Source organism: Acidilobus aceticus (assembly GCF_055392325.1).
Map to the genome: position 1 here is coordinate 1,174,568 of NZ_AP042407.1, position 16,170 is coordinate 1,190,737.

The following is a 16,170-nucleotide window of genomic DNA, read 5'->3' on the forward strand; positions in this document are numbered from 1 at the left end:
CTCATGGGTGCACCCCAATAAACGCCTCAAACACGCTCAGGCCAAAGGCCGCTATTGCTATGGGTATGAGCACCTCCCAGGCCAGGCTCAGCGCCTGGTCAAGCCTGTACCTTCCGTAGACCGCGCGCAGGAAGCTCATTATGGCCATAATTATAACGGCCTTAACAACCACTATGAGGCTTGGCACAAGGTAGCCGAGTACTATGCCTGGCTCTGGCCTGTAAGGCGCCCAGCCGCCTAGGAACACCAGGGCTATCAGGACTGAGAAGGCCCAGCGCCTTATGTAGGCCCCTCCCATGTTAAGGCCGTAGAGGAGGCCTGAGTACTCCGTGTACGGCCCAGCTACAAGTTCGCTCTCGGAGTCGGGTATCTCGAAGGGGAAGCCGCTGGTGGACATGAGCACCGCTATGAAGGCGTCAAGCAGGGCTAAGGGGTTCAGAAGCCCAAGCCAGCGTCCGCTGAACTGATAGTCGACGATGGTCACTAAGTCAAAGGTGTGGAGCAGAGGTACCACTGAAAGAAGTGATATAACAGCTATGAGCTCATAAGCTACTACAATAAACGACTCCCTTAGGCCGCCCAGCACAGAGAACTTGCTGTTGCTGGCCCACGACATCATGACCACGAAGATAGGGGACAAGGTGGACAGGGCGACGGCTATGAGTAGGCTGTAGCTCATTGGGATGGGCCAGTAGCTGGGTATTGAGGTCATAGGCACGGCTACCATAGGCAGAAGCGAAAGTATCATAGACATGTTAGGCGCCAGTATGTATGACATGAAGTCAACGGCACTTGGCACTATGATCTCCTGCATCATGTACCTTACTAGGTCAGCTATCAGCTGCGGGGCCCCTCCTGTCCTTGGGCTTATCTCCAGCGGTCCGTACCTCATCTGAACCCTGGCCGCAGCCTTACGCTCAAACCATATGATGAATATAACCACCACAAGCGCGGCCACGAGCCCAGGTATTATGACAAACTGGTAGACGGGGGGATAGAAAATTATGTAGTGCAGGATCCCCCAACCTATATCATAGAGCACTCTAGTGGCCGTTATCATGTTCCATCACCTGTCCCACTCAGGTGGGAAGTAATCAAAACTACCATATATTGTAGGCAAGTCCATGAGCCTGTGCCCAGGCATAACATACTTGAACGCTATCACATTTCTGAACGAAGGTGACACCACCCTTACTCTGTACGGAACGTCCTTCCCGTCGCTCTCAACGTAGTAGAACATCTCGCCCCTTCCGGCCTCAACCCTGGCCGCAGCCTTACCGGCAGGGACCTTGAGCGTTGCAAACAGAGGCATCAACTTGACCCTGTACTTGCCGGCGTACGGTATGTTGCCCTCGTATACGTCCTTATAGAGCTTAGGCGCAGCCTTCCAGAACTTGTCGTGCATGAAGCCCTCCCTTGGGTGCTTCTCCAGCCAGTCCACGGCCTGCTCTATTATGTTGAGGCTCTGCCTTATTTCCTCGACTCTCATCCAGGCCCTGGCGAGCGAGTCCCCCTCCTCAAACACGGGTATCTCAAAGTCAAGCTCTGGGTAGGCCTCGTAGGGCTCGACAAGCCTTACGTCATACTTGATGCCGCTGGCCCTAGCATTGGGCCCTGCTATGCCAAGCTCCGCCGCCCTGGTCTTGGAGATCACTCCAACGCCCTCTAGTCTCTTCCTTATGTTTGGGTTGTTCAGGAATATCTTGGCGTACTCGTTTAGTCTGTTCCTCATATACCTGACGGCTTTCCTTGCGTTCTCAGGGAAGTCATCTGGCATGTCCCTCCTTACACCGCCGAAGACTGGGTAGCTGTGAGTTAGCCTTGCGCCCGTGAGGTCCTCGGCGAGCTGTACAAAGACCTCCCTGTCGCCGAAGGCCCACATGTAGAGCGTCGAGTGCCCAAGGAAGACGCCAAAAATTCCCATGCCGTAGAGGTGACTTGCTATCCTGTTTATCTCACAGAGGAGAGTCCTGAGGTACTTAGCCCTCTCGGGCGGTTCTATGTCGAGGAGCTTCTCAACGGCCTCAACGTAGGGCAGGGTTATATTACATGCGTCCAGTATTGCCATCCTCTCGAAGAGCGGTATGTTCTTTATCCAGTCCCTGCCCTCGGCCAGCTTCTCCATGGTTCTGTGAACGAAGCCTATGTCTGGGTCAACCCTTACCATCACGTCGCCGTCGAGCTCCACTATTATCCTCATGTGGCCTGAGCCTGGGTGGGCCGGTCCTATCTGAACCTCGTAGACGTTCCTCTCGACCGGCCTTACCTCCATGCCAGGCAGGTGCGGTACGCCGCTGCTTGAATCCTGCGCGGACATGGCTTACCACCACTTAGTTGCCTTAAAACCTTCATAGTCAGCTTCTATGTTGTCACTTTCCTCCTTCACTATGAAGTCCTTACGCAAGGGCTTAAGCGCCGCCACCACGGGCGTCAGAAGGAGCAGCCTAAGGTCTGGGTGGCCGTCAAAGGTTATCCCAAACATCTCATACTCCTCCCTCTCATGGAATTCAGCGCTCAGCCACACTGGCGTGAGGCTTGGACAGTGAGGGTTATCCCTGCTCACGTAGGTTGAAAGAGACACCATGAACCTGGAGAGGTCCTCGTTAAGGTAACTGGTCAGGTGGTACATGATCTTAAGCTGTTTCTTGGTTAGATAGTCAACAGCACCAACCGATATCACGTGGTCAAAACCCATGTCCTTCAGCTTCCTGGCGGCGTCAACCAGGTGCTCAACGGGGACAACTACATCTATATAGCCTTTGGACGGCTCGACCTGCGGCTTATAATCCTTCAGAGCCTCAAGGATGCTCTTTTGAAGCTCCTCAGCTGTAACCACCGCCCTCACCCCTCCACCCACAGAGGTCCTCCTTAGGCAGGATGTACTTCAGGTCCTTCCTAACCCCCTCAACGACCCACTTTGAGGCGACGCCGCGGCTTCTTATGATCTTCTGAAGCTCTACTATGGATCTGGCAACGGCCTCGGGCCTTGGCGGGCACCCTGGTATATAGATGTCCACAGGGACCACCTGCCATGGCCTAACTATATTATAGCTGTTGTAGAAGATGCCGCCATCAAGTGAGCAGGCGCCCATGGCTATGACAAACTTGGGGAAAGGCATCTGCTCCCACGTTATCCTGACGGTACACGCCATCTTCTTTGTCACAGTGCCCTCAATTATTATCAGGTTAGTCTGCCTTGGGCTAACCCATGGAAGCGAGCCGTACCTCTCGTTGTCAAACCTGGGGCCCCAGGCAGCTCCTATTTCACAGCCGCAGCAGCTGGTCATCAGGTGAACAGGCCACAGGCTGAAAGCCGTGGCCCAGTCGACGACCTTAGCTATGGTCCCCTTGATGAGGCTCTCCTTAGCCAGCTGAGCCGCTACCTCAAGGTTACCTATATAAGCCTTACCCTCCTTCGCCCTCTCCTGCACCTGAGCCATCTCTAATCCCTCCACTCCTCTATCCTCCTAGACACATATGCGCCATATGCCAACAGAGGGGCAAAAACGGCCACCATTACAAGGTAGAGCAGGAGAAGGTCCCGACTATACTCTGAGGGGGCAGACGCTAGGAACGTTAACAGCACGACCGCTGGCTCTACGGCGAGGAACATTATAAGGTAACCGAAGTACTGGTAGGAAAGCCTGGACTTGCCAACCCCCCTCGGCGGGTTGGAGGACTCGAAAAGCCTGTACTTGTAGGGCTCCTTGGACTCTATGTAGCCGGCGGGCCTAAGCAGCATGCGGAGGAGAAGTATCGTGCCAACCAGCACGGCTAGAATTATTGTTGGCACTATTATGAATGAATTGGCGGCGAGCACTAAGGGACTGTAGGCTATAGACAATTCCCTAACTCACCAAATCTGTTAATTAATGACCAAATATAAATCCCTTGCTTGCCTTAACGGCTTTGACAGCTAAAGTCATGAAGCTCACGAGTAGAGCATAATAACCTTAGTGAGGAGTTTTTGCTAGGTGCGCGAAGTGGTAGAGAGAGTGCCTCCAGAGGCCGAGGTCAAATATAACAAGTACCTTCAGCTTAGGGACACCTACAACGCGATAGTTCAGCAGAGGCTCGCCGCCGAGTCGTCCCTAAGCGAGATAGAGAAGGTAATAGAGACCCTCAACGGGCTCTCGGACAGCGCGGAGGTCTATAAGATGGCAGGCTTCGTCCTTGTTAAGTCGACAAAGGGCGACCTGCTCAAGGAGCTGCAGGACCGCAAGGAGAACCTGGAGCTTAAGATTAAGGCGCTTAAGAACCAGGAGAACCTAGTGAAAGACGAACTTGACAAGGTGGCCGGAGAGCTACAGCGTCTGCTGCAGGGGGCTGTAGGAGGCGGCGGAGCCGCAGGCCCCGCAGGGGGCTCTTAGTCCTTGCGCGCAGGGCCTGGCAGCCCAGGTTCACAGGAGCTTTATGAGGAGCTCACTAAGTTAGTTAAGGGCTCCGGCGTCAAGGTACTAATGCACGGCAACGCTGACCTTGACGCCGTCGCCTCCGCTCTTCTGGTGTGCAGGCTCCTGGAGGGGGTCTCCAGTAGCTGCTGCCTCTACTCGCCTCAGGGTCTGAGCAAGCAGTCCAGGGAGCTGCTAACTTCACTTTCGCTTGACATACCCCTGTGCGACAGCCTAGACAACCAGCAGGCGGGAGTGCTTATAACAGTGGACGCCAGCAATATATCACAGCTCGGAGTTAACGGTGATGCCCTGAGAGGGGCAAAGTTAGTCGTAATAGACCACCACAGCCCGGGGAGCCTGCACACGATGGCCACCCTTCTAATAAGTGACGAGAGCGCTCCGTCGTGCGTAGAGGTGGTCCTTTCGCTTGCCGCTCCTGGGATCCTTAAGCTAAAGCCAACCGAGGCCACCCTCTTACTTACGGCAATACTTGAGGAGACCTCGTTCCTGGAGAGGGCGTCAATAAGCACTTTCAGGTACATAGTTAAGTTAATGGAGATGGGCGCGGACTACGCCTTTGCTGTTAGCTTCTTGAGGCAGAGCAATGACGAGCCTATAGACAAAAGGGCCGCAAGGCTTAAGGGCCTTTCGAGGGCGGCGGTTAGCGTTGTCTGCGGCCAGTTGGCTGTGGCGGTGACCCACGTAGGCTCCTTCGAGGCCGAGGTAGCTAGGTCTATGATATCCCTGGGCGCCGACGTTGCGGCTGTAATTAATGATGAGAGAGTGTCGCTGCGGGTCTCGAGGCGCGCCCTTAAGCTCAACATTAGGGCGTCTGAACTGGCGGCCTTCATAGCTGAGAGGTTAGGCGGCGAGGGAGGAGGCCATGATGGGGCCGCGGCTCTCAGGTTAAAGTCCCCAAACCAGACTACTATTGATAAGGTGCTAGGCCTCGCGGTTAACTTTGTGAGGCAGCGCTGCGGTGATGCCAGTGGTTGAAGGAAGCGCCACCAAAAGGACTAGGGTTTATGCTGACGTGAGGGAGGAGGCCTCAGGGGTTCCGTCGCTGCTGGAATCCCTGGGAGTCCTTGTAATAAGGAAGCAGCTTCCTGAAGGGGATTACATAATACCGCCCGACATAGTCGTTGAGAGGAAGAACGCCAAGGACTTCGTCTCGTCGCTGTTTGACGGGAGGCTCTTCGACCAGGCCTCAAGGATGAGGAACGATTATGAGGAGGTTTTCTATATAATAGAGGGTGACTTCTCCAGGGAGCTGCGGTACTGGAGCGACAAGGAGAGGCAACTAATAGGGGCCCTCGCAACGCTTGTGGCAAGCTATAACGTTAAGCTCCTCTGGAGCGGCTCTGCTAGGCAGACGGCCGAGTACCTGGCGTCGCTGGCCTCCAAGTACCTCACTAAGGGCAGAGGTTCAAGGCCAGTCATTATAAATAAGAAACCATCAGCGCAGTCGCTGAGGGAGTGGCAGCTCTATATAGTTGAGTCATTTCCAGGCATAGGGGCTAAGACTGCCGAGAGGATACTTGAGAAGTTCGGATCGCTGGAGTCGTTTTTTAACGCCAGCCTGGCGGAGCTGGCATCTGTTGAGGGCGTCGGCGAGTCCAAGGCTGCCAGGATAAAGGAGCTCCTTAAGGCGCCCTTTAAGGGCGAGAGAAGGGTCACCACCCTGGACAAATTCTACGGAAACCCCGCAGGCGCTAATAGCTCTTCCGACAATGACAAGTAAGCTAGAAATTACGGCTGCTGGTCAAACTTACTTAGCGAGAGGTTGGCCGATTCTAGCATCTTAGATGCCATAAACCATGGCAGCTCGGCTATCATCTTAGTTGCTGGCCCTGGCGGCAGGAAGCTCAAGGAGCTGATTGACCTCTTAAGAATGTCGTTGAGGTACTCAACTCCCTTCTCTATAACCTCATCCTCTCCGCGGGCCTTCAGTTCAGTCTCAGCCCACCTTAGGAAGAGCCTCTCGCTGGGGTCTAGCTTATCCTTGGCCCCTCTCGCATAGTTAGCGAAGTCCGTTATGTCATCAGCTAGCTGATAGGCGGTGCCAACAATGTTGCCGTAATTCCAGGCCCTCTCGGCGTACTCTTCATGGTTGGCTGCTATAACACCTAAGGTTGAGGCTAGCGAGAAGAGGCTGCCGGTCTTAAGCGATGCAAGCTGCAGATACTCTACAGGCTCTAAGTTGAGGGAGGAGTAAGCGTCCATGATTTCACCTCTGACCATGGATTCCCATGCGGTGATGCTATAACTCAACGCCAAGGGACCGTACTGCTCGACTAATTTTAGCGCGGTGGGCACTAGTAAAAGGGAAGCCATGGCGCTCTTGCCAATCCCGTAAAGTACCCAAGCGGAGGGGCCTCCCCTTCTTTCGGCGTCCTTATCTATAATATCATCAAGCGCAAGGCTGGCCCCTTGAACTAGCTCTACTGCAATCGCGGCATCCTTCGCTCTGTCAAGATTACCTCCAGCGGCCTCTGCAAACAGCATTGTCATGAAGCCTCTAAACATCTTGCCTCCCTTAACTATATATGAAGCAAGGCCCTCGAGCCCGGCCATCTCAAGCCTTGACACAATAGAGTTTAGCTCAGGCTCTATCATAGTTCTTGTGCTCTCCCACTTGCTTAGGATAGCCCTGAACTCCTCTTCAGAATACTCTTGCTTCACTGCTAGGCCTCCGCGAGTCAGGTTTACTACGTAACTTTATAACTTATACTTCTATATATCGCTTGGCATGGTCAATGAAGGAGCAGTGGGAAACCGTAACTGACGGCTCACTGCTGCTTGGAGTGGCCGCTCTCGTCCTCGACTTAGTGGAAGGCTATTACACCGCAGAGGGGAGCCTTCTTGACGCTAAGGTGTCATCAAAAATACTTGATGTAACGTCAATAAGGGAGGGCCTCAGCAGGGGCAGCCTCGAGCTCTACATAAATGCTGACTGGGTGGAGCCTCAAGAACTTGACTTCAGAGGTGCAAAAATTTCAATCAAGGCCACAGATGCTAGCCAAGGCGGCCTTTTACCGCTGCGGCAGCTCTATGAAGAGTTGCCACGGGAACTCGTTAGGTTGGACTACTTCCCGCTCTATTCGCCTCTGGCTTCAAGGACGGACAGGGACGGCACTGAATACATCATTGTCTATACAGCAGATGGCAGGGCCTTCGTCTTTGAGGGCGAGAGGTTCAGGGTCTCTCTGCCTGGGCTCAGGCAGTCACCGGCGGTGGTGCACACGCATCCCGCAGGTCACTGCGGCCTGTCAAGGAAGGACCTCGAGAGCGGCCTTGACCTGATGATGGACAGGGGCCTCATAATGGGCGCTGTGACCAGCGACAGGTGCGCCGCGATAATGTATAGGCTTGGACTTCTGGAGGAGGACGACGTTATAGGCGTTAAGGAGGGCAGAATTGAAAACCTCAGGTCGTTAAGGTTCACGCGGATAAGTATAATATAACATTGCCTCCCAAGCTTACAGGCAGTAAAACGGGAATAGTGCAAAACGTAAGGTGAGGAGGAGGTTAAGGCCCTAGCAGGTCTGAGAGGCTTGGTAGCTTTTGTGGGAGTCCCTTCCTCTCCCTTATCTTCCTTATTAGGTCGTCAAGCATGCTGTCAGGCACAGGGGCCCATCTGCTGAACTCCGTGCCCCACAGGGCCTTTCCTGCAGTGGACCCTCTCAGCTCTGCTGCCAGGTCAAAGCTCTCAGCTATTGGTATCTCAGCGAGCACCCTGGTGCCGCTCGGCGTGTTCTCCACGTCGATTATCTTTCCACGCTTCTTGACTATTATCGTGGTTACTGCGCTGAGGTACTCCATCGGTATTCTTATGTCAAGCTTCTGTATAGGCTCCAGCAGCGTTGGCCTCGAGGTAAGTATGCCAGCCCATATGGCGTTCCTCACGGCTGGGTATATCTGGCCAGGCCCCCTGTGCACCGGGTCCTCGTGTACTTCAGCATCGTGAAGTACTACCTTGATACCTCTGACGGGCTCAGCCGCCAGTGGACCCTCCTTTACTGCTATTCTGAAGCCGCCAATTATGGTATCCTTGACATCCTTGAGGTACTGCACTCCTGACGTCATGTCTACGAAGACATTGATGTTTTCATCTATGGCCCAGATTCTCCTGGCCTCGTCGTAGTCCCAGCCGGCCTGTTCCTTGAGTATCTTGGCCCTGTCCCTCGAATCCTGATCCTCCCTCACGGCACCCCTGTGTATGAGGTCTATGGTCTCGTCGTTTAGCGGCTCAACGCTCAGGTAGAACCTGTTGTGTTTGTTGGGGCTCTTGCCCTCGAAGACCTGGCTCTTCTCCCTCACGGACTCCCTGTAAACTATTATTGGCTGGCTGGCCTTGACCTCTAGGCCGTAAATCTCCTTCAGCATCCAGAGCGCTATCTCTAGGTGGAGCTGCCCCATTCCTGAGAGGAGGTACTCGCCAGTCTCCTCATTGATCTTAGCTACCAGGTTCGGGTCCTCTATGGTAAGCTTTCTCAGAGAGTCCACAAGCTTAGGCAGGTCCTGTACCTTGGCCGGCTCTATTGCTATGGTCACTACAGGCTCGGCTATGTAGTGTAGCTGCTCGAACGGGGCGCCCTGCGACTTGTACTGGCTCTCAACAAGCGTCTCTCCAGCTCTAAGGTTATCTATGCCCATTATGGCAGCTATGTTGCCAGCCGTGACCCTCTGCGTCAGCTCCCTGAAGGGGCCCATGTAAAGGCTTACCTGCAGCACCCTGCCTGTGACGTCCTGGGACACCACGTAGAGCTCCTTGCCTGGCTCAAGGGTGCCTGAGAACACCCTGCCCGTGGCCACTAGGCCTGCCTTCTCAACATGAATGGCATTTACATAGAACACGACGGGCCCGTTGGGGTCAGCCTCTAGCATGGCCTTTCCAAGGTCGCTGTTGAGATCTCCCTTCCATATCTTTGGAATCCTATACTTCTGCGCCTCCTTCGGGTTGGGGACGAACTTGACGACCATGTCCAGCAGGGCCTCGTGCAGCGGAGCCTTCTTAGTAAGCGCTGCTATCTTGTCCTTATCATCGCTTGAGTAAGCGTCTATGATCTGCTGGAAGTTTATACCCTTCTTGGAGGCTATCGGCACAGTTATGCCCCACTGGTCCTTAGCGCTTCCAAAGGCTACGTTCCCGGCCGCCGGGTTCAGCTTCCACTTGTCCTTGAACTCCGGCTCAGCGTACATGTCTATGAGGTTGTTGACGTCCTTTATTATCTCCACGAGCCTGTCCTGCAGCTGGGAGGAGGTCAGCCTCAGCTCCTTTATGAGCCTGTCTATCTTGTTTATGTAGAGTACGGGCCTAACCCTCTCCTCCAGGGCCTGCCTTAGAACGGTCTCTGTCTGGGTCATGACGCCCTCCGCAGCGTCAACAACTACAATAGCTCCATCAAGCACCCTCAGGCTCCTTGTGACCATTCCTGTGAAGTCTATGTGGCCTGGGGTGTCAATTAGGTTAATCACGTATCCCTTGCCGTTATACTCGTGGTATAGACTTGCGTTGGCGGCCTTTACTGTCATCTGCCTCTCCTTCTCCACGTTAAGGTAGTCCAGGGCCAGCGCCTCGCCGGCAACTCTCTCAGATATGATTCCGGCGCCTGCTAGCAGGGCGTCGCTAGTAGTGGTTTTACCATGGTCTACATGCGCTATGACGCCTATGTTTCTTACCTGCTCTATGTTGCTCATTATCTTCTCGATCTCTGAGACCATTTTAACTCGAGCGCCCATGGATTATTCCACCTAGTAGCCAATCGCAAGTTACGGTCACATTTGAGGGTTAAAAACAATTCTTAGACTAAAAGATGGCCTTTGGTTAGATGTTATTTTTGTGGGAGTTACTCGTAATGAGGGGCAAATAAGTTATGTATACGTGCAGATCATCACCATGCGCAAGTCGTGAAATTAGCTCCCTATTAAGGTCTGCGGCTGCCTTGTTGCTCCTCACCATGATTGTCGAGCCTTCAACGTAATCACTCTTTCTTATTATAATCTTCATGTTGTTAGAGGCCGTTATCCTAGGATCCCCGTGACCTATGACGGCATCGCAGAGGCCACTGGAGCATAGGACGACAAGCACTGCATTGTTAGGGTTCCTCAGCTCATCCCTAAGCCAGTCGGGGAGGCTGGAAGCGCTGGCCTCTGACGACACGCCAATTATACAGTCACCCCTTGGGGTTAGGGTTTCCTCTTTAGTTATCTCTATTGTAGTTCTGTGCCTGGCGGTTACATTAACGTGGCCCTTGGCTCTGAAGTGAAACCATCTGCTCGCGAGCTCGCTCACTGAAGGCCCTACTCAAGCAAGGCTTCCTTGCGGAATAAAGGCAAATTAGGCCAGCAGCTAAAGTATTTATACAAGGTAGATCTTGGCCGGCTTAAAGCAGGACGCCTTTGAAGTGGCCAGAAGGAAGCTTGTAGATGATCTTAAGCTAAGGGGGTATCTGAAGAGCCAGGCCATCGAGAGGGCCATGCTGAGCGTTCCAAGGGAGCTCTTCGTGCCTGAGGGGGTCAGGGACCGGGCTTATGAAGACAGGCCGCTCCCCATAGGTTATGGGCAGACCATAAGTGCGCCGAGCATGGTAGCCTACATGACGGAGCTCTTAGAGGTCTCAGAAGGCATGAAGGTCCTCGAGGTTGGGACGGGGTCAGGCTACCAGGCGGCGATCCTGGCTATGATTGTAGGTGACAGGGGGCACGTGTGGACTGTGGAGCGCATAGCAGAGCTTGCAAGTAGAGCCAAGGAGACCATAGAGTCCCTAGGCCTCGGAGGAAGGGTCACCGTAATCGTGGGCGACGGGAGCCTAGGATATCCACCGGCGGCGCCTTACGATAGGATAATAGTGACCGCCGCGTCCCCAAAGGTCCCAAGGCCGCTCGTGGAGCAGCTCGCAGAAGGAGGCCTCATGGTTATACCTGTGGGAAGCAAGGAGGAGCAGGTGCTTACCATAGTCAGAAAGAGGGAGGGCCAGGTCTTTCAACAGAGCGACATAGAGGTTCTTTTTGTCCCCCTGGTCGGGGCTGAGGCGTGGGACCATTAGCTCCATCTGGCCAACAAACGTTTTAGATCTACGTGCCTAGCTGCAACTTGCGATGATGTGTGTGGTGGACTCCGAGCCTCTAAGGCTATGAAGACAAGGAGCCCGCTGAGCCCTTAGGCCTGCAGCTGAAATTTCACGTATTTTCTCATGAGCAAATCAGTACTGCCTCGAGAATCTCATGTAAGTCACAGCAGGCCTTCCGCACACGGGGCACGTGCCCTCTGCCCTCTCGTAAGGCCACGGCGTTCCTAAGGATTTGACTTGGAGCTCATTCATTACTTTAACTGCGCACTCTTCGCTGCCACACCAGGGCACCTCTATAACTCCACCCTTTTCGTTGATAGCCTTCCTGGCCTCGTCAAGGCTTGAGACCCTGCTCACGTGATCTGCCAGGAACTTCCTAGCCCTCTCGATAAGGTAGGCGCTTATTTCATCAAAGGTCTTCTTTATGCTCCCTACAGCCTCGCTGAGGGGCACGGTCCTCTTCTCAAGGGTGTCCCTCCTGACTATCGTTACGGTGCTCCCTGAGGCCTCCCTGGGGCCTATCTCAACCCTGACGGGAACGCCCTTTGCGTCCCAGTAGTAGTACTTGTCGCCTGGGGTCGTGTCTTCACGGTCATCAAGCTTGGCCCTTATGCCAGAGCTTAGTAAGGTTGAAAGCACGCCGCGCGAGTACTCAAGGACCTTTCTGCTGTCCTCTTCCGATTGGGAAGGGATTGGGATTATGACGGCCTGTGTAGGGGCTATGTCAGGAGGAAGCACGAGCCCCACGTCATCTCCATGAATGGCTATCAGTGTGGCCACGACCCTGTCGCTGACGCCATAACTTGTCTGCCATGGGTAGTCGAACTTTTCGTCCCTTGTCTGGATTCTAAATGAGAACGCCTTAGTGAAGTTCTGGCCTAGGTTGTGAACCGTGCCTATCTGCAGGGTCCTGCCATCAGGCATTACGGTGTCGAAAGCTATGGTGTAAAGGGCGCCGGCGAACTTATCCCAGTCAGGCCTCCTTGAGATTATGTAAGGTATTCCCAGGGAGTCGAAGAACTTCCTGTAAACGTCTATGGCCTCTTTGACCTGACTCTCGGCATCCTCGAAGCTCTCATGAACGGTGTGTGCCTCCTTAAACATGCTTATTTCTCTTACCCTTATCAGGGGGCGCGTGGCCTTGGTCTCATACCTGAAGACGCTGACTATCTGGTAGAACTTCCTTGGAAGCTGCTTGTAGCTCTGCACCCAGAGCGACTCATAGTAAGTTATTGGGGTCTCGCTCGTGGGCCTTAGTGCGAGCTTCTGGTCCAGCTCCTCAAGGCCTCCGTGAGTGACCCAGTAGACCTCATCTTCAAAGCCCTTTACGTGCTCGCTTTCCTTGGCCAACATCCAGTCGGGTATAAGGAGTGGGAAGAGGACCTCTTCATGGCCGGTCTCATCAAGGAGCTTCCTCAAGAGGTCTGTCACCCTTCTCCTTATCTGAAATCCATAGGGCATCCAGACGCCCATTCCCTTGACAGGATACCTGCCATAATCGTAGATCTCCGCTCTATCCAGTATCCAGTCAAACCACTCCGAGAAGTTGTTGTGCCATCTCTCCCTCTTGGTTTTTACCATGGCTAAATCGCCGCATCATAAAAGGTAGAGCTAACTTATAAAAAATCATAAAGGGGCCAGGCTTAGGCTGTAGGCAGCACGAACACCACTATTATAGCCACTAACAGCCCATAGATTGCAATTCCCTCGCCGAGCACGACGAAGAGGAAAGCCGTTCCGAATATCTCCCTCTTCTCGGCGACAGCGCTTATAGCTGACGCTCCGGCGACGGCTACTGCATAGCCGCCTCCGATACCGGCGAGCCCCACAGCTAGCCCGGCTCCGATGGCCTTACCGACAACTGACATGTAGTAGGGCGACGCCTGGTCGGCAGTGGCGGCAGCCTGAGCGTGGGAGACGGCAAGCCCAGTTGCTATGGCTGCTGCCAGGGAGACTAGGGCCACTAGAATCAACACGGCCCTGTACTTAGGCCTTGACCAGGCCTCCCTGAGCACTAGGCTTAAGCCCTCTAGGTAGCTCTTCCTGGAAACCATTGGCCGACACCAACAAAGGCTTAACTTTAGCAGCCCTATTTAAGTGCTGAGCTGAGGGAGGTCTGAGTTTTCCATGGTATACCACTGTGAGTAGTAACATGGGCTGTCACGTTTTCGCCTGCATTTCCCCAAAGAACTGCGGGAGCCTGACCCCCTTCTGCCCCCTGTACCTCCCGCTGTAGGGCCTCGTCGAGGGGGTCTCCATCTTGACTAGCACAAGGTGCAGGAACCTGTCGCCCACGTAGAGCTTCACTGGGAACTCGCTCCCTATGACCTCTATGGTTAGCTGCCCCTCAAAGCCAGCGTCAACGACGGTGCTGGGTATGTATATGCCCGTCCTGGCCCACGTGCTCCTGAGGTTCACGAGGCCCGCCACGTAGGGCGGCAGCCTTATGTACTCCGCCGTGTGAAGCAGGTAGTGCCTGTGAGGCGCAATGATGAAGCTTCCTCCCTCCCCAGCATCCCTGCAGTCGTAGAACTCTCCTGGGTCCCCTGGCGACCTGGGATCCAGCACGGTTCCGGTGCTCCTGAACTCACAGTAGGTGCTCCCCAGCCTGAGGTCAAGGCCGTTCTCCCTTATGACCTCGTCGTCCAGCGGCTCTATGCCCAGCTCCCCTGCCCTTATGAGTGTCTCGATGTCCCTGTCGCTGAGTATCATAGATGATTCCCCTTGCTCATATTTATTCTAGGACGGCAAGGTAGTTACATCTTTAGGGTCGATATTACCTTACCCTGCCTAAGGAAATTGTAGACAACCTATTCAACTGCAAGTAACTCGGATCTTAAATTTTAAATCTTTGAATATCTAGTTGGCCTGGGAGCGCGACTTAATGGATAGGGATGAAATACAGAACAGGAAAGTGCTGATAACTTACCCAACGCATCCAATGTTCCTATGGGCTTACCTTGCAGTGGCCTTGATTTTAGCAGTCCTCTTCTCGAGGTTTCCGCTCTACGTTGCAGAGGTCTCTTATAGCAGTGACTCCTTAGAGCTGGCGTCGATAGCTATAGCACTTATAGTGTTAAGTCCTATACTGAGCTTCATAAACCTTGTAATTAAGAAGCTTAACACTGGAGTCATTGCCAGTGAAATCGAGCTTAACTATGTAGAGTTTTTTGGAATACCAATACCGATACCGAGGCTTAGGATGCGCGAGGTGAAGACGCTTTTAGCCATGAATGTGGGCGGCGCCCTTGTGCCGATAACCACATCCGCTATATTCTCATATTTGCTGGTCAACTCTCCCTATAAGGGCATGTTCGTGGCCTCCGCTGCCATAGATGTAATAGTAGTCGCAGCTGTTACATACGCACTTTCAAGGCCTATGCCAGGCGTGGGCATTGTGGTGCCCGCCTTTATCCCGCCCTTAATAGCGGCCTTTGTTGCCATAGCTACAAGCGGCTTTGGAGTCCCGGCGGCGGCCGCCGCCTACATAGGCGGTTCCTTGGGCAGCCTCCTTGGAGCTGACGTCATTAGGCTATCGCGGAGCTACAGGAATCTAACGGCCACGGTACTAAGTATAGGCGGCGCTGGGGTATTTGATGGGGTGTTCATGAGCGGAGTCCTTGCGTTTCTCCTGGCCATCTAGAGGCTGAGCGAGTTAGGGCGTCTCGCATAACCCTTTACTTCAAGGTCAACCACGTATATGGACTTGGAGGGACTGTACTCTATGGCTTTGCGCGAAGATACAACTGTGAACTCCTTGCAGGTTCTCGAAGCCTCCTCAGCTATTGCCCTGATTGCTAGGTCTTCACTTTCAGCTAGATAGTAAACATGAAGTATGGATCCACTTGCGAGGGAAAGCTGGCAGGCAGCCTCTATGAACTTAGGCGAAGAAGTAGGGTTGTTCATTATTATCCTGTCAAAGCCTCCCTTAAGCAGTGATGGCAGGGCGCTGGCGTCGGACCTCGTAATAGTTACGTTGCCCTTAAGCAGCTTCCTGTTAAGCCTGGCATTAGCGCCTGCCAGGGCAGCTGCGTAGGGGTTAAGGTCATTAGCTATCACTGAGGCCCTCCTCCTGGATGCTATTAACAGTGAAAAAGGCGCTACGCCGCAGAACATGTCAAGCACCCTCTCGCCGCTTTCTACTAGCGATGATATCCTAAGCCTTTCCCCGGAAAGCCTGGGGTTAAAGTACGTCCTGGCGACGTCCACGTAGAGCCTGAGGCCTGACTCCTTGGTTATAGTAATAGTGTTGCCATCACCGTATATGAGCACCAGCTGGGGGAGCCTCAGCTCGCCAGTAGTTCCAAGTTTTAGAAACACTGAGGTCACCCTAGGATACATCCTCGAAATCGCCTCGGCGGCCCTTACGTAAGCTGGAATCCCGACGCTGGAATTGTAGTTCAATAAAACAATGCTGCCTATAATTAGGAAGCCGGATAGCCCTGGCACTTCGTCGGAGAGCTTGCTGAGCCTCTCCTTGGCATCAAATCTTTCTTTGCAGGGCCTGACGCTTATACCCTCGGTTAAAAGCGCAGAGATAGCCCTCTCGACATTGTTAACTGGCACTGCAAGCTCATCACTTCCAAGCCTTCTGGGTTTTAAGTTGGTCAGGAGCCCTGCTAGCCTGAGCATCTTCAGCGTCCTGTCGGCGTCCGTTAGCTTAATTGCTATGCAGTCATGATATTCACTGGCCAAGTTAGCAG

General features: G+C 53.7%; 18 protein-coding genes. 6 read left to right on the plus strand and 12 right to left on the minus strand.

Annotation, left to right across the window (positions count from 1 at the left end; all coding sequences use genetic code 11):
• Position 1 precedes the first annotated feature (1 nt).
• Genes nuoH through ndhC form a run of 5 tightly spaced genes read right to left on the minus strand, consistent with a single transcriptional unit; the run spans position 2 to position 3,844 of the window.
• Positions 2-1,060, minus strand: a complete 1,059-nt coding sequence (gene nuoH / locus ACZ5OO_RS06165) for an NADH-quinone oxidoreductase subunit NuoH (protein ID WP_013266298.1) — start codon at positions 1,058-1,060, stop codon at positions 2-4.
• Between the two features lie 6 nt (positions 1,061-1,066).
• On the minus strand, positions 1,067-2,317 hold the full coding sequence (locus ACZ5OO_RS06170; protein WP_048812732.1) for an NADH-quinone oxidoreductase subunit D: 1,251 nt from the start codon (positions 2,315-2,317) through the stop codon (positions 1,067-1,069).
• Between the two features lie 3 nt (positions 2,318-2,320).
• Positions 2,321-2,836 (minus strand): NADH-quinone oxidoreductase subunit C, encoded by a 516-nt coding sequence (locus ACZ5OO_RS06175; RefSeq protein WP_013266300.1) that lies wholly within the window; start codon positions 2,834-2,836, stop codon positions 2,321-2,323.
• Positions 2,823-3,440, minus strand: coding sequence for an NADH-quinone oxidoreductase subunit B (locus tag ACZ5OO_RS06180; RefSeq protein WP_048812733.1), 618 nt, complete (start codon positions 3,438-3,440; stop codon positions 2,823-2,825). Before ACZ5OO_RS06180 ends, ACZ5OO_RS06175 begins: the two co-directional genes overlap by 14 nt.
• A 2-nt stretch (positions 3,441-3,442) precedes the next feature.
• On the minus strand, positions 3,443-3,844 hold the full coding sequence (gene ndhC / locus ACZ5OO_RS06185; RefSeq protein WP_083774001.1) for an NADH-quinone oxidoreductase subunit A: 402 nt from the start codon (positions 3,842-3,844) through the stop codon (positions 3,443-3,445).
• Positions 3,845-3,983: 139 nt separating this feature from the next.
• On the opposite strand from ndhC, the gene ACZ5OO_RS06190 reads away from it, so the two are divergent.
• From ACZ5OO_RS06190 to ACZ5OO_RS06200, 3 genes are read left to right on the plus strand one after another with little or no spacing between them, the layout of a single operon-like run.
• Complete coding sequence (locus ACZ5OO_RS06190; RefSeq protein ID WP_048812734.1) at positions 3,984-4,370, plus strand: prefoldin subunit beta; 387 nt, start codon at positions 3,984-3,986, stop codon at positions 4,368-4,370.
• A gap of 3 nt (positions 4,371-4,373) precedes the next feature.
• Complete coding sequence (locus ACZ5OO_RS06195) at positions 4,374-5,390, plus strand: DHH family phosphoesterase (RefSeq protein ID WP_013266304.1); 1,017 nt, start codon at positions 4,374-4,376, stop codon at positions 5,388-5,390.
• Entirely contained in the window at positions 5,377-6,135 is a 759-nt protein-coding gene (locus tag ACZ5OO_RS06200; protein ID WP_013266305.1) for an ERCC4 domain-containing protein, read from the plus strand. The genes ACZ5OO_RS06195 and ACZ5OO_RS06200 overlap by 14 nt, the downstream gene beginning before the upstream one ends.
• 8 nt (positions 6,136-6,143) lie before the next feature.
• Here ACZ5OO_RS06200 and ACZ5OO_RS06205 read toward each other — a convergent pair whose 3' ends face one another.
• Positions 6,144-7,076 carry a polyprenyl synthetase family protein gene (locus tag ACZ5OO_RS06205; protein ID WP_013266306.1) on the minus strand — a complete coding sequence of 311 codons (933 nt, stop codon included), beginning with the start codon at positions 7,074-7,076 and terminating at the stop codon, positions 6,144-6,146.
• Between the two features lie 74 nt (positions 7,077-7,150).
• Here ACZ5OO_RS06205 and ACZ5OO_RS06210 point away from each other — a divergent pair, with 74 nt between their 5' ends.
• Positions 7,151-7,858, plus strand: a complete 708-nt coding sequence (locus ACZ5OO_RS06210; RefSeq protein WP_013266307.1) for a hypothetical protein — start codon at positions 7,151-7,153, stop codon at positions 7,856-7,858.
• Positions 7,859-7,922: 64 nt separating this feature from the next.
• Here ACZ5OO_RS06210 and ACZ5OO_RS06215 read toward each other — a convergent pair whose 3' ends face one another.
• Together ACZ5OO_RS06215 and ACZ5OO_RS06220 are read right to left on the minus strand one after the other, a co-directional pair.
• Positions 7,923-10,136 carry an elongation factor EF-2 gene (locus ACZ5OO_RS06215; RefSeq protein ID WP_048812735.1) on the minus strand — a complete coding sequence of 738 codons (2,214 nt, stop codon included), beginning with the start codon at positions 10,134-10,136 and terminating at the stop codon, positions 7,923-7,925.
• Positions 10,137-10,221: 85 nt separating this feature from the next.
• On the minus strand, positions 10,222-10,689 hold the full coding sequence (locus tag ACZ5OO_RS06220; protein ID WP_013266309.1) for a DUF371 domain-containing protein: 468 nt from the start codon (positions 10,687-10,689) through the stop codon (positions 10,222-10,224).
• A gap of 82 nt (positions 10,690-10,771) precedes the next feature.
• On the opposite strand from ACZ5OO_RS06220, the gene ACZ5OO_RS06225 reads away from it, so the two are divergent.
• Entirely contained in the window at positions 10,772-11,443 is a 672-nt protein-coding gene (locus ACZ5OO_RS06225) for a protein-L-isoaspartate(D-aspartate) O-methyltransferase (protein ID WP_013266310.1), read from the plus strand.
• 156 nt (positions 11,444-11,599) lie between these two features.
• Here the strand turns inward: ACZ5OO_RS06225 and proS are convergent, their stop codons facing one another.
• From proS to dcd, 3 genes are all read right to left on the minus strand, one after another.
• Positions 11,600-13,048 carry a proline--tRNA ligase gene (proS, locus tag ACZ5OO_RS06230; RefSeq protein WP_464078041.1) on the minus strand — a complete coding sequence of 483 codons (1,449 nt, stop codon included), beginning with the start codon at positions 13,046-13,048 and terminating at the stop codon, positions 11,600-11,602.
• 62 nt (positions 13,049-13,110) lie between these two features.
• Entirely contained in the window at positions 13,111-13,521 is a 411-nt protein-coding gene (locus ACZ5OO_RS06235; RefSeq protein WP_013266312.1) for an ATP synthase subunit c family protein, read from the minus strand.
• Between the two features lie 106 nt (positions 13,522-13,627).
• Complete coding sequence (dcd, locus tag ACZ5OO_RS06240; protein ID WP_013266313.1) at positions 13,628-14,179, minus strand: dCTP deaminase; 552 nt, start codon at positions 14,177-14,179, stop codon at positions 13,628-13,630.
• A 151-nt stretch (positions 14,180-14,330) separates the two neighbouring features.
• Between dcd and ACZ5OO_RS06245 the strand changes: the two genes are divergently transcribed.
• The gene (locus tag ACZ5OO_RS06245; RefSeq protein WP_464078042.1) at positions 14,331-15,110 is read left to right on the plus strand and encodes a DUF1614 domain-containing protein; all 780 of its coding nucleotides are present in this window, start codon (positions 14,331-14,333) and stop codon (positions 15,108-15,110) included.
• Here ACZ5OO_RS06245 and ACZ5OO_RS06250 read toward each other — a convergent pair.
• A complete protein-coding gene (locus tag ACZ5OO_RS06250) occupies positions 15,107-16,162 on the minus strand; it encodes a class I SAM-dependent methyltransferase (protein WP_464078043.1) in 1,056 nt (351 codons plus the stop codon). The two genes, ACZ5OO_RS06245 and ACZ5OO_RS06250, sit on opposite strands and share 4 nt — an antisense overlap.
• Positions 16,163-16,170 lie beyond the last annotated feature (8 nt).